Annotated in this window: 22 protein-coding genes; 14 read left to right on the top strand and 8 right to left on the bottom strand. The window is 63.3% G+C overall.

Going from position 1 to position 20014, the window contains the following annotated elements:
- Positions 1-8: 8 nt before the first annotated feature.
- The 7 genes from DFR48_RS12460 to DFR48_RS12430 all read right to left on the bottom strand — a co-directional run bounded on the left by DFR48_RS12460 (position 9) and on the right by DFR48_RS12430 (position 5384).
- Positions 9-863: an electron transfer flavoprotein subunit beta/FixA family protein gene (locus DFR48_RS12460; protein ID WP_114363568.1), complete on the bottom strand. Its 855-nt coding sequence runs from the start codon at positions 861-863 to the stop codon at positions 9-11.
- Between the two features lie 232 nt (positions 864-1095).
- On the bottom strand, positions 1096-1479 hold the full coding sequence (nifW, locus tag DFR48_RS12455) for a nitrogenase stabilizing/protective protein NifW (RefSeq protein WP_114363471.1): 384 nt from the start codon (positions 1477-1479) through the stop codon (positions 1096-1098).
- Positions 1472-2290, bottom strand: coding sequence for a serine O-acetyltransferase (gene cysE, locus DFR48_RS12450; RefSeq protein WP_210205992.1), 819 nt, complete (start codon positions 2288-2290; stop codon positions 1472-1474). The genes nifW and cysE overlap by 8 nt, the downstream gene beginning before the upstream one ends.
- The gene (nifV, locus tag DFR48_RS12445) at positions 2290-3456 is read right to left on the bottom strand and encodes a homocitrate synthase (RefSeq protein ID WP_245415601.1); all 1167 of its coding nucleotides are present in this window, start codon (positions 3454-3456) and stop codon (positions 2290-2292) included. The genes cysE and nifV overlap by 1 nt, the downstream gene beginning before the upstream one ends.
- Before the next feature lie 14 nt (positions 3457-3470).
- Positions 3471-4646, bottom strand: a complete 1176-nt coding sequence (nifS, locus tag DFR48_RS12440; RefSeq protein WP_114363567.1) for a cysteine desulfurase NifS — start codon at positions 4644-4646, stop codon at positions 3471-3473.
- Between the two features lie 11 nt (positions 4647-4657).
- Complete coding sequence (locus DFR48_RS12435) at positions 4658-5050, bottom strand: NifU family protein (protein WP_245415600.1); 393 nt, start codon at positions 5048-5050, stop codon at positions 4658-4660.
- Positions 5051-5063: 13 nt separating this feature from the next.
- Positions 5064-5384 carry a HesB/IscA family protein gene (locus DFR48_RS12430; protein ID WP_112691657.1) on the bottom strand — a complete coding sequence of 107 codons (321 nt, stop codon included), beginning with the start codon at positions 5382-5384 and terminating at the stop codon, positions 5064-5066.
- Between the two features lie 390 nt (positions 5385-5774).
- Between DFR48_RS12430 and nifH the strand changes: the two genes are divergently transcribed.
- The 11 genes from nifH (at position 5775) to DFR48_RS12375 (ending at position 16050) form a co-directional block, all read left to right on the top strand.
- On the top strand, positions 5775-6665 hold the full coding sequence (gene nifH, locus DFR48_RS12425; protein WP_112691676.1) for a nitrogenase iron protein: 891 nt from the start codon (positions 5775-5777) through the stop codon (positions 6663-6665).
- Positions 6666-6750: 85 nt separating this feature from the next.
- Positions 6751-8262, top strand: coding sequence for a nitrogenase molybdenum-iron protein alpha chain (nifD, locus tag DFR48_RS12420; protein ID WP_114363467.1), 1512 nt, complete (start codon positions 6751-6753; stop codon positions 8260-8262).
- A 151-nt stretch (positions 8263-8413) separates the two neighbouring features.
- Positions 8414-9955 carry a nitrogenase molybdenum-iron protein subunit beta gene (gene nifK, locus DFR48_RS12415; protein WP_114363466.1) on the top strand — a complete coding sequence of 514 codons (1542 nt, stop codon included), beginning with the start codon at positions 8414-8416 and terminating at the stop codon, positions 9953-9955.
- Positions 9956-10021: 66 nt separating this feature from the next.
- Positions 10022-11530, top strand: a complete 1509-nt coding sequence (gene nifE / locus DFR48_RS12410; RefSeq protein ID WP_114363465.1) for a nitrogenase iron-molybdenum cofactor biosynthesis protein NifE — start codon at positions 10022-10024, stop codon at positions 11528-11530.
- Entirely contained in the window at positions 11530-12912 is a 1383-nt protein-coding gene (gene nifN, locus DFR48_RS12405) for a nitrogenase iron-molybdenum cofactor biosynthesis protein NifN (protein ID WP_114363464.1), read from the top strand. Before nifE ends, nifN begins: the two co-directional genes overlap by 1 nt.
- Positions 12878-13375: a nitrogen fixation protein NifX gene (nifX, locus tag DFR48_RS12400; RefSeq protein ID WP_114363463.1), complete on the top strand. Its 498-nt coding sequence runs from the start codon at positions 12878-12880 to the stop codon at positions 13373-13375. Before nifN ends, nifX begins: the two co-directional genes overlap by 35 nt.
- Positions 13376-13386: 11 nt before the next feature.
- A complete protein-coding gene (locus DFR48_RS12395; protein ID WP_114363462.1) occupies positions 13387-13872 on the top strand; it encodes a NifX-associated nitrogen fixation protein in 486 nt (161 codons plus the stop codon).
- Between the two features lie 14 nt (positions 13873-13886).
- Positions 13887-14087 carry a CCE_0567 family metalloprotein gene (locus tag DFR48_RS12390; RefSeq protein ID WP_114363461.1) on the top strand — a complete coding sequence of 67 codons (201 nt, stop codon included), beginning with the start codon at positions 13887-13889 and terminating at the stop codon, positions 14085-14087.
- Entirely contained in the window at positions 14087-14410 is a 324-nt protein-coding gene (fdxB, locus tag DFR48_RS12385) for a ferredoxin III, nif-specific (RefSeq protein WP_114363460.1), read from the top strand. The genes DFR48_RS12390 and fdxB overlap by 1 nt, the downstream gene beginning before the upstream one ends.
- 19 nt (positions 14411-14429) lie before the next feature.
- A complete protein-coding gene (locus DFR48_RS12380; RefSeq protein ID WP_245415599.1) occupies positions 14430-15071 on the top strand; it encodes a nitrogen fixation protein NifQ in 642 nt (213 codons plus the stop codon).
- A 172-nt stretch (positions 15072-15243) separates the two neighbouring features.
- A complete protein-coding gene (locus DFR48_RS12375; RefSeq protein ID WP_114363566.1) occupies positions 15244-16050 on the top strand; it encodes a TOBE domain-containing protein in 807 nt (268 codons plus the stop codon).
- A gap of 164 nt (positions 16051-16214) precedes the next feature.
- Here the strand turns inward: DFR48_RS12375 and DFR48_RS21960 are convergent, their stop codons facing one another.
- Entirely contained in the window at positions 16215-16388 is a 174-nt protein-coding gene (locus DFR48_RS21960) for a hypothetical protein (RefSeq protein WP_170141861.1), read from the bottom strand.
- 218 nt (positions 16389-16606) lie between these two features.
- Between DFR48_RS21960 and DFR48_RS12370 the strand changes: the two genes are divergently transcribed.
- The 3 genes from DFR48_RS12370 to DFR48_RS12360 are packed head-to-tail and all read left to right on the top strand — an operon-like array spanning position 16607 to position 20013.
- The gene (locus DFR48_RS12370) at positions 16607-17203 is read left to right on the top strand and encodes a TetR/AcrR family transcriptional regulator (RefSeq protein ID WP_114363458.1); all 597 of its coding nucleotides are present in this window, start codon (positions 16607-16609) and stop codon (positions 17201-17203) included.
- A 44-nt stretch (positions 17204-17247) separates the two neighbouring features.
- Complete coding sequence (locus DFR48_RS12365; RefSeq protein WP_483458456.1) at positions 17248-18396, top strand: isovaleryl-CoA dehydrogenase; 1149 nt, start codon at positions 17248-17250, stop codon at positions 18394-18396.
- A gap of 18 nt (positions 18397-18414) precedes the next feature.
- Positions 18415-20013 carry a carboxyl transferase domain-containing protein gene (locus DFR48_RS12360; protein ID WP_114363456.1) on the top strand — a complete coding sequence of 533 codons (1599 nt, stop codon included), beginning with the start codon at positions 18415-18417 and terminating at the stop codon, positions 20011-20013.
- Position 20014 lies beyond the last annotated feature (1 nt).

Here is a 20014-nt window from a genome sequence, read left to right as displayed (position 1 = left end):
CATCTTTCCTATGCGGCGCAGCCGGCGGCCGCGAGAGCCCCTTCGAGCGCGGGTTTGCGGGCGAAGATTTCCGCGATCAGGTTGTCGGCGAGATCGCGCGCGCTGTCCCCCGGTTCTCCGATCGTCGTCGCCTTCTCCTGACGGGCCGTCGGTGCAAAGACCCGTTTCACCACGGTCGGCGATCCACGCAGGCCGCATTTGGTCAGGTCTTCGATCCCTGCGTCGGTGGCACTCCAGGTGACGATTTCGGCCCGGGCGGCCCGCAACGCATCATCGAGCGTCCCGCGGCGGATTTCGTTCGAACCCTCGAGCATGGTGACGAGACAGGGCAGTCTCGTCTGCAGGACCTGCGTGCCGCCTTCCGCCCGCCGTTCGACGGTGATCGCCCGTGTCTCGGGGTCGACGGACGCGATCTTTGCGACATAGGTCAGCTGCAGGAGGTCGAGACGCTTGGCGATGCCCGGCCCCACCTGCGCGGTGTCGCCGTCGATCGTCTGCTTTCCGGCAAAGATCACGTCCGGCTTGCCGTAGACCTTGCCGATCTTTTCGATCGCCGCGGACAGCGCAAAGGACGTGGCCAGCGTGTCGGAGCCGGCGAAAAAGCGGTCGGTAAGCAGCACGCCGCGATCCGCCCCGAAGGTCAGGGCCTTCCGCAGCGCGTCTGCGGCCATCGGCGGGCCCATGGTCAGCACGGTGACCTCGCCGCCATGGGCGTCTCGCATCCGCAACGCCTCCTCCAGGGAAAACAGGTCGAAGGGGTTGATGATCGTCGGGACGCCTTGCCGCATGATGGTGTTGGTCACCGGATGGACGCGGATCTGCGCCGAATCCGGCACTTGCTTGATACAGACGACGATATGCATGCCGCGCACCTCCATCAGGTTTCTTCAAAGGTTACGCAGATGCAGCAGCATAATCCGTGCCATGTCGCTGATTGAAGAATAACCCTTTGATATCTCTTCATTCCCGTCTTCATCATCCGTCGTGATCGAACGTTTTGTCGGGTTCTCGACACTGTCGTGTCGCATCGTGTCGTTTCGGGCCCGACGCAGGCGGATGTCGAGCGGACGAGCCGCCTCGGGAAGGGCACCAGGCCTATTGTTCGGCAAACGGCTTCAGAGCGGCCTCGAAGGAGACGAAGGCGCCACGTTTTTCCGCGGGCTTCTCCGGATCGTGCTCCTTCAGTACCTTGAAGACGCGCTGCGAAAGCGGCGAGGCACTCTCGAAGTCTGAATAGGCGCGCTCCAGCGTCGAACGGGCGCGGGCCGCGATCACCCGGTCGGGGAGGCCTTCGAAATCCTCCTCCGCGAGATACTGGCCCATGCGTTTCAGGATGTGCAGCCGCGCGACGTTCAGCACCCGGCCATCGTAGAGGATGCCGAGGGTGTGAAAGAAGTCTTCGGCGGAGGACAGGCCGCGCAGACGTTCGAGGATGTTGTCGACGTCGATCGGGCGGGAATTGGATGAACAGTCACTCATGGGGGGCTCCTGCGCGTTCCGGTGCATTTGTAATGGATGTGACCGAGACATCGGTCAGCGGGGAAAGGTTCGTCCGCACCTGCAACCGGGCGAGGCGAACCTCGAGGAAATCGATGCGGTCGACGAGTGCCGCGATGGCTTCGCCGACGGGGTCGGGCATCAGGTGATGTTCGAGGTCGATGCGGCGGTCGCCGGACCTTCGTCGTTCCTGCGCCGGCTTCACCACCCGACCGGGTATGCCGATGACCGTCATCCCGGGCGCGACATCCTCGATCACCACGGAATTGGCCCCGATGCGGCAACCGGCACCGATCGTGATCGGGCCCAGGACCTTGGCGCCGGCCCCGACGAGGACGCCGTTCCCGAGCGTCGGATGTCGTCTGCCGGGCGTCCAGGACGTGCCGCCGAGGGTCACGCCGTGGTAGAGCGTCACGTCGTCACCGATTTCCGCCGTCTCGCCGATCACGACACCCGCGCCGTGGTCGATGAAGAAGCGCTCACCGATGGCGGCTCCCGGATGGATGTCGATATTGGTGAGGAGGCGTGACAGCCAGGAGAGCAGGCGCGCGGGAAAACGTAGTCGTTTCCGCCACAACACGTGGGACAGACGATGCCAGATGATGGCGTGTACGCCCGGGTAGGTCAGCAGGATTTCGAGCGCGAAACGCGCGGCCGGGTCACGGGCCTTCACGCAGGCGATGTCGTCCAGAACAAGTCGCAGCAGCGACTTTGGCGCCGGCGGCCTCTCACCCGGTCGGTCGGCGTCGATCGTCGCTCTGCCGGCGCCGGCCGGCCCTCGCCCGGTGCCCATCACGAACGACATGGCAGGTCCTCCCGGTCCGGATGCGTCGCCGCGCGGTCGTAGAGTTCGAGCAGCACTTCGGGGGGCACCGGCTTTTTCGTCATCACCGCGCGGCGGCGAATTTCGGGCATCAGCCGCGCCAGGATCGCCGGTTCGCACCCGCGGTCGTGGTCCGCCAGCACATGGGCAAGCGCTTTTGCCCCGGAATGCTTACCGATGGCGATCTCGTGACCACGCCCGAAAGGTTCCGGATCTAGGCCCTGATAGGTACGCCGGTCGCTGAGGAGGCCCGCGACGTGGATACCGGACTCGTGCGTGAAGACGTCGCCTCCGGTGATTGCCTGCGAGGGCGGCAGTCGGCGTCCCGAACAGCGGGCGACCAGTTCGGCAAGGTCCTTCAGCGCCAAGAGGTCTATTCCGGTCGCGACGGCCTCTTTCAGCGCCAGGATTGCCGCAACCTCTTCGAGTGCGGCGTTTCCGGCGCGCTCGCCAAGCCCGGAGACGGTGACGGAAAGATGTTTCGCCCCGGCGCGGAAGGCGGCCAAGGTATTGGCGGTCGCCAGGCCGAAGTCGTCGTGGGCGTGGAATTCGAGGTCGATCAGGCCGGCCTCCGCCAGTGGCTGGACGAGCGCCATCGTGGAGAAGGGGTCGAGGATGCCGACCGTATCGGCAAGGCGCAGCCGTTGTGCTCCAGCCGCGGCGGCGACAGCGACGACGTTCCGCAGATGGTCGGGGTCGGCGCGCGAGGCGTCCTCGCACCCTATGGCGACGAAAAGCCCGAGGGACACGGCACGGCGCGTCATGCGCCCGATCCGGTCGAGGGCTTCGCTGCGACCAATGCCGAGCTTGGCGGAAAGCTGGAGATCGGAGGCGGGCAGCGAGAGGTTGACCGCTTCGACGCCGGCCCTCAGCGCGGCTTCGAGGTCCTCTTCGGTCATACGGCACCAGGCCATGACCCGGAGCGGCAGTCGGCGCGCCACGATGGCGCGGATCGCCGCGATCTCTTCCTCGCCCATGGCCGGCGTGCCTGCCTCGATTTCCGGAACGCCGGCCGCGGCGATCGCTTCGGCAATCGCCGCCTTCTCGGCCACGGAGAAGGCGACGCCCGGCGTCTGCTCGCCGTCACGCAGGGTCGTGTCGTTGAGAAAGACGGCGGGGTGGTTGGGTGATCCCATCATGGTCTCTTTCATCATCCGGCCCATGCGACCTTCCGCGCGCCGGCGGGTTGCCTCAGCCGCATCACCAGCGACGGCAGCACGGCGAGAACGTGGTCGATATCGCGGTCGTCGTTGTCCCGTCCGAGAGAAAAGCGGACGGCGCCGCCGAGGTGGCTCGCCGGTATGGCCATTGCCTGCAGGACATGGCTCGGCTGCATGGAGCCGGCGGAACAGGCCGAGCCGGAAGAACAGGCAATGCCTTCGCGCGCAAGCAGCGCCAGGAGACCATCGCCGTCGACGTCCTCGAAGGCGATGTTGCAGGTGTTCGCGAGCCGCGCCATCGGATCGCCGTTGACGCGGGCACCGGGGACCGCGCCCAGCAGGCCCTGTTCCAGCCGGTCGCGCAGCGCCTTCATCCGCGCCGCTTCGCTTTCCAGTCTCGATGTGGCGCGTTCGGCCGCTTCGCCGAAGCCGACGATCGCCGGCACGTTCTCTGTTCCACCGCGGCGGTTGCGTTCCTGCCGGCCGCCGAGGATCAGGGGGTAGAACGGCGTCTTACGCCGAACATAGAGAGCGCCGATACCCTTCGGCCCGGCGATCTTGTGAGCGGAAAGACTCATCATGGAAATGGCGGTTTCTTCCACCCGGATCGGTACCCGCCCCGCCGCCTGCACCGCGTCGGAGTGGAAGAGGGCGCCGGCGGCTTTCGCCTTCCCGGCGAGGGTTTCGACGGGGAAGAGCGTGCCGGTCTCGTTGTTCGCCCACATGAACGAGACGACGGCGGTGCGTTCGCACAAAGCGTGCTCGTAGGCCGCGACATCGATGCGGCCGCAGCGGTCGACGGGGATGCGGTGCACCCGGGCGCGTCCCTCCGCCTCCAGCCGTTCGCAGAGCGTCAGGACGGCCGGGTGCTCGACGGCAGACACGATGATTTCGTTGCGCGGGGCAAGGGCCGCAAGTGCGCTGAGAAGGGCGGTATTGTCGCTCTCCGTGCCGCCGGATGTGAAGACGATCTCGCTGTCTTGCGCGGCGCCGATAAGGGTCTGGACCTGGCGCCGCGCCTTGCGCACGGCACCTGCCGCCGCCTCGCCGACGGCATGGTGCGACGAAGGGTTGCCGAAACTCTCGCTGAGAAAGGGCAGCATCGCCTCGACAACCGCCGGATCGATCCGCGTCGTGGCGTTATGGTCCAGATAGACGGTGCGCATTGCGATCACCCTCACTCGACGGGAATGACCCGCAGCGGCATTCCGACCGCTTCGACCAGTCTTTGACGGACACCGGCGACGGTCACTGAGGCGAGCTGGCACCCGACACAGGCGCCGGTCAGCCGCACGAAGACCGCGTCTCCCTCGATCTTGACCAGCTGGCAATCGCCGCCGTCACGCCTGAGGTTCGGGCGGATCGTCTCCAGCGCGGCCTCGATCAGCGGGCGCCGACGGGCGATCAGGGCCGCCCTGAGGTCCGGACCGTCGGGAACTCCGTGCGCCGCGGGCTGGGGTTCCGGCGTTGTCGTCACGATTGCCGGCAGTGGGCGTGGCGCGGCGGGGGAAGAGCGGCCGCCGAGGCCGTCGAATAGTGTGATGCGTGTGGCGCGGCTTTGTTCCGGCATCGCCGTCCCTCGCTCAGCTGAAGGACTTGCCGCAGGCGCATTTGTCCGCGGCATTGGGATTGTCGAAGACGAAGCCGGAGGATTCGAGGCCGGTGACGAAATCGATGGTCATGCCGGCGACATGTGGCTGGGAGCGGTCGTCGACGAAGACCTTGACCCCATCGGCGTCGATCACCGCGTCGCCGTGTCGGACGGTCGATTCCAATCCCATCATGTATTTGAAGCCGGCACAGCCGCCGGCTTCGACCATGATGCGAAGCCCTTCGGCGGGCTCGGCAGCCTTCGAGAGGGCGGACTTGACGGCGGAAATGGCATTCTCGGTCAGAGTGATCATGGCACGTTTCTCCGTTTTGCAGGACGACGCGAAACGCCATGCATCAGCCATGCCAGAGAAAAAGACCTTGGAATAACAGTCACATGGGGAAATTCCGTCTTGTCGGCTTTGCGACAACGTCTTCAATTCGACAGGAGCTGTCGGCTTCCTACAAAAACGTCGAGCCCTGTCGGGTTTGTCGCGTCTGCGACAGAGCGATGTCGTGGCCAAGTCTCGCCGGTCGGAAAGGCTAACGAGATGATTCAAAAGAGAAAAATCTAGATACTGCAATCAGTCTTCCGAGTTGGCACGGGTCTTGAAACGGAGAAAGCGGCGGCGGTCGAGCCGACCCATCCGATATTCAGCCCCGCGGGAGAGGCCGCGGACGCTTCAGCCAAGGAAGGAATGAACATGTCAGGTTTGCGTCAGATCGCATTTTACGGGAAGGGCGGCATCGGAAAGTCGACCACCTCCCAGAATACGCTCGCGGCACTTGTCGATCTGGGTCAGAAGATCCTTATCGTCGGCTGCGACCCGAAGGCCGACTCCACCCGTCTCATCCTCAACTCCAAGGCCCAGGACACCGTTCTGTCGCTTGCCGCCCAGGAAGGCTCCGTCGAGGACCTGGAACTCGAGGATGTTCTGAAGATCGGCTACAAGGGCATCAAGTGCGTCGAGTCCGGCGGCCCGGAACCGGGCGTCGGCTGTGCCGGCCGCGGGGTCATCACCTCGATCAACTTCCTCGAGGAAAACGGTGCCTACGACGACGTCGACTATGTGTCCTACGACGTCCTCGGCGACGTCGTGTGCGGCGGCTTCGCGATGCCGATCCGCGAGAACAAGGCGCAGGAAATCTACATCGTCATGTCCGGCGAGATGATGGCGCTCTACGCCGCCAACAACATCGCCAAGGGCATCCTGAAATATGCCAATTCCGGCGGCGTGCGCCTCGGCGGGCTGATCTGCAACGAGCGCCAGACCGACCGCGAACTCGACCTTGCCGAGGCTCTCGCGGCGCGTCTGAACTCCAAGCTGATCCACTTCGTGCCTCGCGACAACATCGTCCAGCACGCGGAACTGCGCAAGCAGACGGTCATCGAATACGCGCCGAACTCCCAGCAGGCCCAGGAATACCGGCAGCTCGCCGAGAAGATCCATAACAATTCGGGCAAGGGCACCATCCCGACCCCGATCACGATGGAGGAGCTCGAAGACATGCTGCTCGCCTTCGGCATCATGAAGACCGACGAACAGATGCTCGCCGAGCTTCAGGCCAAGGAAGCCTCGGCCGCGGCTCATTGAGCGACGGATTCAACCGGGCGCCGGCCTTGACCCGGCGCTCCAGTCGAAACGGCGGCACGCCGCCACCAGCGAGGGATCGCAAGCCATGAGCCTCGATTATGAAAACGACAGCGGACTCCATGAAAAGCTCATCGAGGAAGTCCTGTCGCATTATCCGGACAAGACGGCCAAGCGCCGCAAGAAGCATCTGAACGTCGCCAAGGCGGGCGACGAGGTCGACGCGGAAGAGGGCAAGGCTCTTTCCGAGTGCGACGTGAAATCCAACATCAAGTCCATTCCGGGCGTGATGACCATCCGCGGCTGCGCCTATGCCGGGTCCAAGGGCGTGGTCTGGGGACCGGTCAAGGACATGGTCCACATCAGCCACGGTCCGGTGGGTTGCGGCCAGTATTCCTGGTCCCAGCGCCGCAACTACTACATCGGCACGACCGGCATCGACACCTTCGTCACCATGCAGTTCACCTCCGATTTCCAGGAGAAGGACATCGTCTTCGGCGGCGACAAGAAGCTCGAAAAGGTCATCGACGAAATCCAGGCGCTCTTTCCGCTGAACAACGGCGTGACGATCCAGTCCGAGTGTCCGATCGGCCTCATCGGCGACGACATCGAAGCCGTCTCGCGCAAGAAGAAGAAGGAGCATGACAAGACGATCGTGCCCGTCCGTTGCGAGGGTTTCCGCGGCGTGTCGCAGTCGCTCGGCCACCACATCGCCAATGACGCGATCCGCGACTGGGTGTTCTCCGGCGAAGACAAGCACGAGGCCTTCGAAACCGGTCCCTACGACGTCAACGTCATCGGCGACTACAATATCGGCGGCGACGCCTGGGCATCGCGCATCCTTCTCGAAGAAATGGGCCTGCGCGTCGTCGGCAACTGGTCGGGCGATGCGACGCTCGCCGAGATCGAGCGTGCCCCCAAAGCCAAGCTCAACCTTATCCACTGCTACCGGTCGATGAACTACATCTGCCGTCACATGGAGGAGAAGTACGGCATCGCCTGGATGGAGTACAACTTCTTCGGCCCGTCCCAGATCGCCGCATCGCTTCGCAAGATTGCCAAGCATTTCGGCCCCGAGATCGAGGAAAAAGCCGAGGCGGTGATCGCGAAATATCAGCCGCTCGTCGATGCAGTGATCGCCAAGTACCGGCCTCGGCTCGAGGGCAAGACCGTGATGCTCTATGTCGGCGGCCTTCGCCCCCGCCACGTCATCACCGCCTATGAAGACCTCGGCATGGAGATCGTCGGTACAGGCTACGAGTTCGGCCACAACGACGATTACCAGCGCACCAGCCACTACGTGAAGAACGGCACGCTGATCTACGACGACGTGACCGGCTATGAACTGGAGAAGTTCATCGAGGGGATCCGGCCCGATCTCGTCGGCTCCGGCATCAAGGAAAAGTATCCGGTCCAGAAGATGGGCATTCCGTTCCGCCAGATGCACAGCTGGGACTATTCCGGCCCGTATCACGGCTATGACGGCTTTGCGATCTTCGCGCGCGACATGGATCTCGCGATCAACAATCCGGTCTGGGGCCTCTACGACGCTCCGTGGAAGAAGAAGCAGCCGCAGCCGCTGCCGATTGCCGCCGAATGAGCGGTTGGCTTTCGCCCCCGGGGCGGAGGTCCGGCCCCAGGGCCGATCCGGAATGAAAACGCCCGCGGGACAAACCTGTCGGGATCAGTCGAAACGTCATTTGTCCCGGAGCCGCCGTATGGCGCGGCCCGCAGGATGGAGGTGACCAGTCATGCCGCAGTCCGCCGAGAAAGTGCTCGATCACGCCCCGCTCTTCCGCGAGCCGGAATATGTCGAGATGCTGAAAAGCAAGAAGGAAATGTTTGAATGCCCGCATCCGGGCGAATGGGTCGATGACCAGCGCGAATTCACGAAGAGCTGGGAGTATCGCGAGAAGAACCTTGCCCGCGAGGCGCTCGTCGTCAATCCGGCCAAGGCTTGCCAGCCACTCGGTGCCGTCTTCGCGGCCGCCGGCTTCGAAAAGACCATGTCCTTCGTCCATGGCTCGCAAGGCTGCGTCGCCTATTATCGCTCGCACCTTTCCCGCCATTTCAAGGAGCCTTCGTCTGCCGTCTCCTCCTCGATGACGGAGGATGCCGCTGTCTTCGGCGGCTTGAAGAACATGATCGACGGCCTTGCCAACACCTACACGCTCTACGGGCCGAAGATGATCGCGGTCTCGACCACCTGCATGGCCGAGGTCATTGGCGACGACCTGCGCAGCTTCATCGAGAACGCCAAGAACGAAGGCTCCGTGCCGACCGATTACGACGTGCCGTTTGCCCATACGCCTGCCTTTGTCGGCAGTCACGTCGACGGCTACGACAACATGGTCCGCGGGGTCTTCGAACACTTCTGGAAAGGACAGCCGCGCACCGAGATCAAGGGGCGGTTCAACCTCATTCCCGGCTTCGACGGTTTTTGCGTCGGCAACAACCGTGAACTGAAGCGCATGCTGTCGTTGATGGGCGTCGACTATACCTTCATCCAGGACGCCTCCGACCAGTACGATACGCCCTCCGACGGCGAATACCGCATGTATGACGGCGGCACGAAAATCGATGACGTCAAGGATGCGCTGAACGCCGAATGGACGCTGTCGCTGCAGCATTACAACACCCGCAAGACCGAGGACTACTGCAAGGAGGTCGGCCAGAAGACGGCCTCACTCCACTATCCGCTCGGCATTCGCGGCACCGACGACCTGCTGATGAAGGTTTCGGAGATGACCGGCAAGGAAATCCCGGAGGAACTTCGCATGGAGCGTGGCCGTCTTGTCGATGCAATGGCCGACAGCCAGGCCTACCTGCACGGCAAGAAATACGCGATCTACGGCGATCCGGATTTCGTCTACGGCATGGCGCGCTTCATTCTGGAAACCGGTGGCGAGCCCACCCATTGCCTCGCCACCAATGGCACGCCTGCCTGGGAAGCAGAGATGAAGGAGCTCTTCGCCTCCTCGCCCTTCGGCAAGGATTGTCAGGTCTGGCCGGGCAAGGATCTGTGGGCGATGCGCTCGCTGCTCTTCACCGAGCCGGTCGATCTCCTGATCGGCAATTCCTACGGCAAGTATCTCGAGCGTGACACCGGCACGCCGCTCTTGCGTTTGATGTTCCCGATCTTCGACCGCCACCACCATCATCGCTTCCCGCTGATGGGTTACCAGGGTGGCCTGCGCGTGCTGACCGCGATCCTCGACAAGTTCTTCGACGTCTACGATCGGGAAACGATCGTGCCGTCCAAGACCGACTATTCCTTCGACCTCACGCGCTGATCCTTGCCGGCCCCCGCCTGCGGGGGCCGGTCCAGAACTCTCAACGTTTACGGTGGAGACGGTCAGATGTCGGCATTGAAGGCGAAGATCGAAGATGTGTTCAACGAACCCGGCTGCGACAAGAACCGGGGCAAGGACGACAAGGCCCGCAAGAAGGGTTGCTCCAAGCCGTTGACGCCAGGGGCGGCGGCCGGCGGCTGCGCCTTCGACGGCGCCAAGATCGTGCTGCAGCCGGTGACCGACGTTGCCCATCTCATCCATGCACCGCTCGCCTGTGAGGGCAACAGCTGGGATAACCGCGGGGCCGCTTCCTCGGGCTCGAGCCTCTGGCGAACCAGCTTCACCACCGATCTTACCGAGCTCGACATCGTCATGGGGCAGGGGGAACGCAAGCTCTTCAGGGCGATCCGCGAGATCGCCGAAACCTTTTCGCCGCCGGCGATCTTCGTCTACTCGACCTGCGTGACCGCGCTGATCGGCGACGACATCGAGACCGTCTGCCGGCGCGCCTCCGAAAAATTCGGCCTGCCGGTCGTTCCGGTCAACGCGCCCGGCTTCGTCGGTTCGAAGAACCTCGGCAACAAGCTCGCGGGCGAGGCGCTCCTCGATCACGTGATCGGGACGGAGGAGCCTGACGACGCGACCGAGATGGATGTCAACATCCTCGGCGAATTCAATCTCTCCGGCGAGTTCTGGATGGTGAAGCCGCTGCTCGAAAGGCTCGGCATGCGGATCCGCGCCTGCATTCCCGGCGATGCGCGCTACCATGATATCGCAACGGCTCACCGGGCGCGTGCGACGATGATGGTCTGTTCCACCGCGCTCATCAATCTCGCCCGCAAGATGGAGGAGCGCTTCGGCATTCCCTATTTCGAGGGGTCTTTCTACGGAATTTCGGACACGTCGGAGGCCCTGCGCCAGCTTGCCAGTCTGCTGGTTCGAGGCGGGGCCGATCCGGCGTTGGCGGAGCGGACGGAACGCCTGATCGCGGAGGAGGAGGCGATCGCCTGGGCCAGGCTCGAGGCTTTCCGTCCGCGTCTTGCCGGCAAGCGGGTCCTGCTCAACACCGGCGGGGTGAAATCCTGGTCGGTCGTCCATGCCTTGCAGGAAATCGGCATGGAGATCGTCGGAACGTCGGTGAAGAAGTCGACGCCGGAGGACAAGGAGCGCATCAAGCAGTTGCTCAAGGAGGACAACCACGCCTTCGAGTCCATGGCACCGCGCGATCTTTACACGATGCTTTGTGACCACAAGGCCGACATCATGCTCTCGGGCGGCCGCACCCAGTTCATCGCGCTCAAGGCGAAGATGCCATGGCTCGACATCAACCAGGAGCGTCACCACCCCTATGCCGGCTATGACGGCATGGTCGAGCTCGTCCACCAGATCGACGTCGCGATCCACAATCCGGTCTGGGAGACGGTGCGCGAAGCCTGCCCCTGGGATGACGACGGCAATCTCGTCGAAGCTGGCGATGCCGCATTCGTCGACGCCGAGGCCGGCCCGGTTGCCGCTCCCGTCCACGTGTTCCGCAAATTCGCCTCCACCACTGCCGACGAAATGGGAGAGTGCTGATGGCCCGCATTGTACAGCAGAAAAGACAAGTGGCGATCAATCCGCTGAAATCTTCGCAGCCGCTCGGAGCGGCCTTCGCCTATCTCGGCGTCGATCGCGCCATGCCGCTCTTCCACGGCAGCCAGGGTTGCACCTCCTTTGCGCTCGTGCTGTTCGTCCGCCATTTCAAGGAGACGATCCCGTTGCAGACGACCGCGATGGACGAGGTGGCGACGATCCTCGGCGGCGCCGACCACCTGGAAGAGGCAATCCTCAATCTCAAGAGCCGCACCAAGCCGAGTCTCATTGGCGTCTGCACGACTGCGCTGGTGGAGACAAGGGGCGAGGATTTTGCCGGTGACATCGCCGCGATCAGGATGCGCCGGGCAGACGACCTCGGCGACACCGAAGTCGTGCTCTCCAACACACCGGATTTCGACGGCGCCATCGAGGAAGGCTGGGGGAAGGCGGTAACCTCCATGATCGAGGGGGTCACGCGGCCGGGCGAGCAGCCCCGTGATCCGAAAAAGGTGGCGATCCTTCCCGGTTGGCATCTGACGGTTGCCGACATCGAGCTCATCCGCGAGACCGTCGAAAGTTTCGGTTTGCAGCCTGTCATCCTCCCGGACATTTCCGGCGCGCTCGACGGCACCGTACCGGACCGCTGGATTCCGACCACCTACGGTGGAACGAAGGTGGAGGATATCCGCGCGCTCGGCGACTGTTTCCAGGCGATCGCCATCGGCGAACACATGCGACCGGCGGCCGAGGCGTTGCAGGCAAGGACCGGTGTGCCCTACGTGCTTTTCCAGCAACTCGTCGGCATGAAGGCGATCGACCGTTTCGTCACCATGCTGGCGATGATTTCGGGAAATCGCGTGCCGGCGAAGGTGCGCCGCCGCCGAGCCCAGCTGCAGGACGCGCTGCTCGACGGCCATTTCCACTTCGGCGGCAAGAGAATCGCGATCGCCGCCGAGCCGGATCATCTCTACCAGCTCTCGACCTTCTTCACCGGGCTTGGTGCTGAGATCGTCGCGGCCGTGACGACGACGGGCAGCAGCGGGATCCTTGCGAAGGTGCAGGCCGAGACGGTTCAGGTCGGCGATCTCGCCGATCTCGAGGACATGGCTGCGGGTGCGGATCTTCTCGTCACACATTCCCATGGCCGCCAGGCCGCCGAGCGGCTCGGCATACCTCTGATGCGTGTCGGCTTCCCGATCTTCGATCGGCTCGGCAGTCAGCACAGACGCACCGTTCTCTACGAAGGCGCGCGCGACCTGATCTTCGAGGCCGCCAATATCTTCCAGGCCGGCGGGCATCAGCCGACGCCGGAGGAGCTCAATCCTTTCCGCAACAGGGAGACCGACAATGACAGCCGTCCGACGTCTTTCACTCGTCACTGACGAGGGGCCGGGACCAGCACCGGAACGCCCCAAAGGCGCCCTGCGCATCGCGATTGCCACCCAGGACATGAAGGGGCTCAATGCCCACTTCGGTTCGGCCAAGTTCTTTGCGATCTACGACGTGACCCCGCAAGGGTCGGCCTTCGTTGAAGCCGTCAGTTTCGGAGAGGTCTCCGACGAGAGCGGCAAGCACAGGACCGAGGGTGACGACAAGATCACGCCAAAGGTCGAGGCGCTCAAGGGGTGTCACCTGCTGTTCTGCCTGGCGATCGGCGGCCCGTCCGCCGCGAAGGTCGTGTCGGCGAAAATCCATCCGATCAAGGTGCCGCAGTCGTCCTCGATGGAGGAAGTCCTGTCGCGCACCCAGTCCATGCTGAAAACCGCACCGCCGCCCTGGCTCCGCAAGGTGCTGGCCGAGGCCGGCGTTTCGACCGCCAAGCCTTCCTTCGACGACGAAGACTGAGGAGAAAGCGCATGTCCACCACCGATACGCTTGAAAAGACCGCTACCGTTACCGATCCGGCCGTCATGACAACACCGTTCATGCAGTGCCTCGTCCGGTTGATGCGCGCGCAGGATACCTATGACGCGTGGGAGGGTCGATCCGACGCATCGATCCTCAATGATTTCATCGTCACGAAAGAGCAGCGCCGGGAAATCCCGATCATCGGGGATCCTGATCCGGATGTGCTGTGGAGGCTGGAAATCTTCTATTCGGCGGTTGGGCTGGCGATCGAGCGGGAGACCGGGCTCATTGCCGCTCCAATGATGAAAATGAGCCACGAGGGTTTCGGGCGGGTGCTCCTCACCGCGGGGCGTCTGGTCGTGGTGACGAAGACCCTGCGCGACGTCCACCGCTTCGGTTTCGAGGATCTCGCAAAGCTCTCTGAAGCCGGCAACAAGCTGGTGCGGGAGGCGGTGGAGATGATCGCCAGGTTCCCCGACGTCGCGAAGTACTGACGGGAGGCCAGGCCATGTCGGAACTCGAAGACCTGCAGAAAAAGGTTCGCAAGCTCAATTCCAGAGCCGGTGCCGCGAAGATGGAATTGCACGATCTCGCCGAGGACCTTCCGATCAACTGGACGGAAATCAGGGCCGTCGCCGAGCGCACTTACGCCGTGTTTGCGGAACTCGAGGCGGCGAAGCTCGAACTCGCGGCACTGGAGAAAGCGTGATGGGCAACCCTTTCTCCACCCGTGACGGCTCGGTCTGGATGCCGGAATACCTGACCTCGATCGACGGCAAGACCTGTATCGGCTGCGGTCGCTGCTATAAGGTCTGTTCGCGAGATGTGATGCATCTCTATGGCGTCGACGAGGATGGCGAAGTGCTCGGCCTCTACGACGAGGAGGAAGGCGGCGATTTCGACGGCGAGCTCAACCGCATGATCATGGTCGTCGACAGGGCCGGCGCCTGCATCGGCTGCGGAGCCTGCGCCCGTGTCTGCCCGAAAAACTGCCAGACGCATGTCGCCGCGAGCGAGCTTGCCGCCGCCTGACAAGGAAGGAGAAGCGCGCGTGTTCGCAGATCACTATGCCAGCCTGATCGCCGGCCAGTGGCCCGCGATCGACGAGGGAACCGCGTTCGACCGCCATGCCCTCGCCTGCGTCTTGTCGGTCGCCCGCGAGGAGGGGCTGAGCGGCCGCGCCACGATCGAGGAGGCGACGGGGCTTGGTCCGCGTGAGCTCCTCCGCCTCATACACCGGCACTTTCCCTGTGTGTCTCCGGAGAGGCTCGGGCTCGGCCCCGACACCGGCGAAACCGAGCGCGGCGTGGAAGAGGACCTGCTCCTCGATCTGCTCATGGAGCACGCCGATCCCGGCCTTTCCGACAGCCGCTGGTTCGCCCGCATCGTCGCAAGGCGGGCAATGCGCAATGATCATCTCTGGCAGGATCTCGGGCTCTTCGAACGCGCGGAACTGACGCGTCTGCTCAATCGCCATTTCCCCGAGCTGGCACGGGGCAACACCGGTAACATGAAATGGAAGAAGTACTTCTACCGAAAGCTCTGCGAGGTGGAGGGCTTTTCGCTCTGCACAGCACCGAGCTGCCGCGAATGCAGCGATTTTGACGCCTGTTTCGGGGACGAGAGCGGCCAAAGTCATCTGGCCCGGTGGAAGAATGGTCACGAGGTGGCTGCTCTCTTGTCCGATAGATGACACGGGGACCTGTCGGGTCTCCGACATTGTCGGAAAGTCTCCGGGCGTGACGTTGCCAAGTGCTTGAAAATACTTGAATGAATGGCTCGGCACGGAGCTTGCGTCGCGAGCCTCGTCGGTCTTGCCGACCGATATGAAGCCGAGCTGCATAACGACAACAGAGGAAACTTTCATGCGTCAGGCTCTGACACCCTTGCTTGATTTCCGGGGCGCCGACGGCCACCGGGCCGGAGAGGATCGCTTCAACCTGTTGGCGGCCATCGACGATACCGGCTCGATCGCGGCTGCTGCGAAGATGGTCGGCCTCAGCTATCGCGCTGCCTGGGATGCGGTCAATTCGCTGAACAACCTCTTTCCCCGCCCCATCGTGATCGCCGCTGCTGGCGGCAGACACGGCGGCGGCGCCTGCGTGACAACGGAGGGCCTGCGCGCGCTGACGGTTCATCGCCTGCTCACAGCCTCGATCGGCGAGATCGTTGCCAATCTCGAAACGACGATTTCCGGCGATCCCTCCGTTTCCTTTCCTGCCCAGTCCCTGCTTTGGAGCCCGATCATGAAAACCAGTGCTCGTAATACATATCACGGTATCGTCACCTCGGTCGAACACGGGGCGGTCAACGCGGAGGTCGCACTGAAGGTGGCCGAAGACGTCGTGCTGACGGTCATCGTGACCGAGCGCAGCATCGACAACCTCGGCATCGCGCCCGGGGTGGAGGCCTATGCCCTGATCAAGGCGAGCACGCCGATCCTCGTCAGCGAGGACGAGCCGCTTCGGACGTCCGCGCGCAACCGTCTCTCCGGTACTGTGATCTCGGTCGAGAAGGGCGCGGTCAATTCGGAGGTCGTGCTCGATATAGGAAACGGCAAGACGCTCTGCGCGATCGTCACCGACGACAGTGCGGAGGATCTGGAGATACGGCCCGGCAAGCGACTTGGTGCCCTGATCAAGGCATCACAGATCATTCTGGCGATGGGGTGACGGCGGGAGAGCACCGTGGCGTTAAGGCCTTACGTGGCTTCGGCATCGGCTGAATCATGCGGGGGCTGCTGAAAGACATAGGGATGAATCTCGTGGTGAACGAGGACCCGATTGCCGGTCAGCCTGCGGACGAGAATCGCCTGTCAATGGGACCCGTGCAGGCCTCAGAGGTCGGATGCCTCGTCCGGCTGCCGTCGCTCCGTGCGGCGTGTCTTCTCGGCTTTCGCCTCGCTGAGCGCCAGACCGATGAGATGGGCGAGACGTTCCTCCTTCTGCAGCTTTGTCAGATCGAGCAGCGTCGCAAGCTCGTTGGCGATATAGTCGATCTGTTTCGTCATTCCCTTCCCCCTTCTTTCCGGAGGTGCTCCGCCGCGCACCTGCTGATACCGGCGATGCATACCAGAGATTGCATGGAGTTTCCATTCTCAATTGACGTCGAAGGCTGGGCGGCCATTTCAACTCGGCCGGTTGCCTCTTCGGCGGCGTGGCCGTCTTGACGACCGATAAAATTCTCAGTTAAAGAAATGAACGTTCATTCAATTAAGGAGGCGAGGCCGTGGCACGTCGGGCCGGCTCGGCGGGTGAAAAGACCGTAGCGGCGATCCGCAGGCAGAGCCTCAGGCTCTTCGCCCAGCACGGCTATGACGCCGTTTCCATGCGCATGATCGCGGATGCCGTCGGCGTGCAGCCCGGCGCGCTCTACCAGTATTTCCCGACCAAGCAGCAGATCCTCGTGACACTCATGCGCGAGCACATGGAGGAACTTCTGGCGTCGTTGAAGGCCGAGGGGATCGAAGGCGAGCCACCGGCGGCGGCACTCGAACATTTTGCACGCTTCCACATTCGCTATCACCTGACGCGCGCCGACGAGGTTTTCATTTCGTACATGGAACTTCGCGCGCTGGAACCTGCCGGGTTCAGGGAAATCGAGAGCTTGCGCAAAGCCTACGAGAACGAGCTGAAGGCGATCCTCGTTCGCGGAAGCGAGCGTGGCCTGTTCCGGATCGAGGACTCCCATGTCTGCGCGATGGCGATCATAGCCATGCTGACGGGGGTCAACACCTGGTACCGCAGCGGCGGAAGGCTTTCGGAGAAGAAGATCGAGGAAATCTACGCGGAAATGGTGCTGCGCAGCGTCGGCTGCGCGCACTGATATTTGTTGTTTTCTGTTGGGAGGCGGGAATGTTCAACAGCACGATGAGATTTGGCTTTGACGAGGAGACGGAGGCGCTTCGCGACACGGTTCATCGCTTCGCCCAGGAGCGCGTGAAGCCGATGGCTGCGGAGATCGACCGCAGCAACGCCTTTCCGAACGAACTCTGGCGGGAAATGGGCGATCTCGGATTGCTGGGTGTCACCGTTCCGGAGGAATATGGCGGGGTCGGGCTGACCTATCTTGCCCACACGATCGTGGTCGAGGAATTGGCGCGGGCTTCGGCCTCCGTCTCGCTGTCCTATGGCGCCCATTCCAATCTCTGCGTCAACCAGATCAAGCTCAACGGTACGGAGGAGCAGAAACGGAAATATCTGCCGAAGCTTGTTTCCGGAGAACATGTCGGCGCGCTTGCCATGTCGGAGGCAGGTGCGGGTTCCGATGTCGTGTCCATGAAGTTGCGCGCCGAGAAACGCAACGACTGCTATCTCCTGAACGGCACCAAGTACTGGATCACCAACGGTCCGGATGCCGATACGCTGGTCGTCTACGCCAAGACGGACCCCGAGGCCGGCTCGAAGGGGATCACGGCCTTCATCATCGAGAAGACCATGCGAGGTTTTTCGACGTCCAGGCATTTCGACAAGCTCGGCATGCGCGGATCGAACACGGCCGAGCTGATCTTCGAGGACGTCGAGGTGCCGTTCGAGAATGTGCTGGGCTCGGAGGGTCGAGGCGTCAACGTGCTGATGTCCGGCCTCGATTACGAGCGCGTCGTCCTCTCGGGGATCGGTTGTGGCATCATGGCGGCCTGCCTCGATGAGATCATGCCCTACATGGTCAGCCGCAAGCAGTTCGGCCAGTCGATCGGCGACTTCCAGCTGATGCAGGGCAAGATCGCCGACATGTACACGAAGATGAATTCCGCCCGCGCATACGTCTATGCCGTCGCTGCCGCCTGCGACCGTGGCGAGGTCACGCGACAGGATGCGGCGGCCTGCGTTCTCTACGCTTCCGAGATGGCGATGGAGGTTGCCCACCAGGCTGTTCAGGCGATGGGCGGGGCCGGCTACCTCAATGACAGCGCGGTCAGCCGGATTTTCCGCGACGCCAAGCTCATGGAAATCGGTGCCGGCACCTCGGAAATCCGCCGGATGCTGATCGGCCGTGAGATGATGAATGCGATGCGCTGAGGCGGGGAGGGTCTACAGATGACGATCATTGGCACGCCGCTTACCCCCGAAGCCGAGGCCAATCGCGCTGCAATGCTCGCCCAGCGAGACACCATCGAGGCGGAGGCCCTGCGCATCATGGCCGGGGGGACTGAGTCTGCGCGCGATCGCCACGTCAAGCGCGGAAAGCTGTTGCCGCGTGACCGGGTGGCCGGACTCCTCGATGTTGGCTCACCCTTTCTGGAGCTCGGGCTTTTTGCGGCGACAGGTGTTTACGACGAGGACATTCCGGCGGCGGGTCTGATCGCCGGCATCGGCCGTATCGAGGGCCGCGATTGCATGATCGTCTGCAATGATGCCACCGTCAAAGGCGGCACCTACTATCCGCTGACGGTCAAGAAGCACCTGCGTGCGCAGGAAATCGCCGAGGAAAACCGTCTGCCCTGTCTCTATCTTGTCGACTCGGGTGGAGCCAACCTCCCGAACCAGGATGAGGTCTTTCCCGATCGCGATCATTTCGGCCGGATCTTCTACAACCAGGCACGGATGAGCGCGAAGGGGATCGCGCAGATCGCCGTCGTCATGGGCTCGTGCACGGCAGGCGGGGCCTATGTTCCGGCCATGTGCGACCAGGCCATCATCGTCAAGAACCAGGGGACGATCTTTCTGGCCGGCCCGCCGCTGGTGAAGGAGGCGACCGGCGAGGTCATCGATGCCGAGACGCTCGGCGGAGGCGACACCCATACGCGTCTTTCCGGTGTCGCCGACTATCTCGCCGACAATGATGATCATGCGCTGGCGCTCGCCCGCCAGATCGTCCGGAATCTCGGGCCGGCCCCGCAGCCAGCCATCGCACTCGGCCGGCCCCGCGCTCCCCTCTACCCGGCCTCCGAGATCATGGGCCTCGTGCCCGCCGATCCGAAGCTGCCCTACGATGTGCGCGAGGTGATCGCCCGCATCGTCGACGGCTCGGATTTCGACGAGTTCAAGCCGCGCTACGGCACGACGCTGGTCACCGGCTTCGCCCATGTCGATGGCGTGCCGGTCGGGATCATTGCCAACAACGGTGTCCTGTTTTCCGAAAGTGCACTGAAGGGTGCTCATTTCATCGAGCTCTGTTGCCAGCGCAAGATCCCGCTTCTCTTCCTGCAGAACATTACCGGCTTCATGGTGGGTTCGAAATACGAAGCGGGCGGGATTGCCAAGGACGGTGCGAAACTGGTGACCGCGGTCTCGACCGCCGCCGTGCCGAAAGTGACGGTGATCATCGGCGGCTCCTATGGCGCCGGAAATTACGGCATGTGTGGCCGCGCCTTCGGGCCGCGCTTCGTCTGGATGTGGCCGAACGCCCGGATCGCCGTCATGGGCGGGCCACAAGCGGCGGGCGTATTGGCCAATGTCAGGCGCGCCGGCATCGAAGCGCGAGGTGGCACGTGGTCGGTCGAGGACGAGGCCGAGTTCAAGCGGCCGACGCTCGAGCTGTTCGAGCGCCAGTCGGCGCCCCTCTATGCCTCCGCACGGCTCTGGGACGACGGCATCATCGACCCGGAAAAGACCCGCGACGTCGTGGCCCTTTCTCTCCGGGCCGCACTCAACGCGCCGATCGAAGAGACGAAATTCGGCCTGTTCAGGATGTGAG

This window comes from Ciceribacter lividus (genome assembly GCF_003337715.1).
Classification (GTDB): Bacteria; Pseudomonadota; Alphaproteobacteria; order Rhizobiales; family Rhizobiaceae; genus Allorhizobium; species Allorhizobium lividum.
Note: the sequence above shows the minus strand (reverse complement) of the source record. Positions and strands in the feature narration are given on the sequence as shown.

Excerpts from the sequence above, each read along its gene's own strand:
- DFR48_RS12460 (WP_114363568.1), bottom strand. The coding sequence starts at position 863 with ATGCATATCGTCGTCTGTATCAAGCAAGTGCCGGATTCGGCGCAGATC.
- nifW (WP_114363471.1), bottom strand. The coding sequence starts at position 1,479 with ATGAGTGACTGTTCATCCAATTCCCGCCCGATCGACGTCGACAACATC.
- cysE (WP_210205992.1), bottom strand. The coding sequence starts at position 2,290 with ATGGGCACCGGGCGAGGGCCGGCCGGCGCCGGCAGAGCGACGATCGAC.
- nifV (WP_245415601.1), bottom strand. The coding sequence starts at position 3,456 with ATGGGATCACCCAACCACCCCGCCGTCTTTCTCAACGACACGACCCTG.
- nifS (WP_114363567.1), bottom strand. The coding sequence starts at position 4,646 with ATGCGCACCGTCTATCTGGACCATAACGCCACGACGCGGATCGATCCG.
- DFR48_RS12435 (WP_245415600.1), bottom strand. The coding sequence starts at position 5,050 with ATGCCGGAACAAAGCCGCGCCACACGCATCACACTATTCGACGGCCTC.
- DFR48_RS12430 (WP_112691657.1), bottom strand. The coding sequence starts at position 5,384 with ATGATCACTCTGACCGAGAATGCCATTTCCGCCGTCAAGTCCGCCCTC.
- nifH (WP_112691676.1), top strand. The coding sequence starts at position 5,775 with ATGTCAGGTTTGCGTCAGATCGCATTTTACGGGAAGGGCGGCATCGGA.
- nifD (WP_114363467.1), top strand. The coding sequence starts at position 6,751 with ATGAGCCTCGATTATGAAAACGACAGCGGACTCCATGAAAAGCTCATC.
- nifK (WP_114363466.1), top strand. The coding sequence starts at position 8,414 with ATGCCGCAGTCCGCCGAGAAAGTGCTCGATCACGCCCCGCTCTTCCGC.
- nifE (WP_114363465.1), top strand. The coding sequence starts at position 10,022 with ATGTCGGCATTGAAGGCGAAGATCGAAGATGTGTTCAACGAACCCGGC.
- nifN (WP_114363464.1), top strand. The coding sequence starts at position 11,530 with ATGGCCCGCATTGTACAGCAGAAAAGACAAGTGGCGATCAATCCGCTG.
- nifX (WP_114363463.1), top strand. The coding sequence starts at position 12,878 with ATGACAGCCGTCCGACGTCTTTCACTCGTCACTGACGAGGGGCCGGGA.
- DFR48_RS12395 (WP_114363462.1), top strand. The coding sequence starts at position 13,387 with ATGTCCACCACCGATACGCTTGAAAAGACCGCTACCGTTACCGATCCG.
- DFR48_RS12390 (WP_114363461.1), top strand. The coding sequence starts at position 13,887 with ATGTCGGAACTCGAAGACCTGCAGAAAAAGGTTCGCAAGCTCAATTCC.
- fdxB (WP_114363460.1), top strand. The coding sequence starts at position 14,087 with ATGGGCAACCCTTTCTCCACCCGTGACGGCTCGGTCTGGATGCCGGAA.
- DFR48_RS12375 (WP_114363566.1), top strand. The coding sequence starts at position 15,244 with ATGCGTCAGGCTCTGACACCCTTGCTTGATTTCCGGGGCGCCGACGGC.
- DFR48_RS21960 (WP_170141861.1), bottom strand. The coding sequence starts at position 16,388 with ATGACGAAACAGATCGACTATATCGCCAACGAGCTTGCGACGCTGCTC.
- DFR48_RS12365 (WP_483458456.1), top strand. The coding sequence starts at position 17,248 with ATGAGATTTGGCTTTGACGAGGAGACGGAGGCGCTTCGCGACACGGTT.
- DFR48_RS12360 (WP_114363456.1), top strand. The coding sequence starts at position 18,415 with ATGACGATCATTGGCACGCCGCTTACCCCCGAAGCCGAGGCCAATCGC.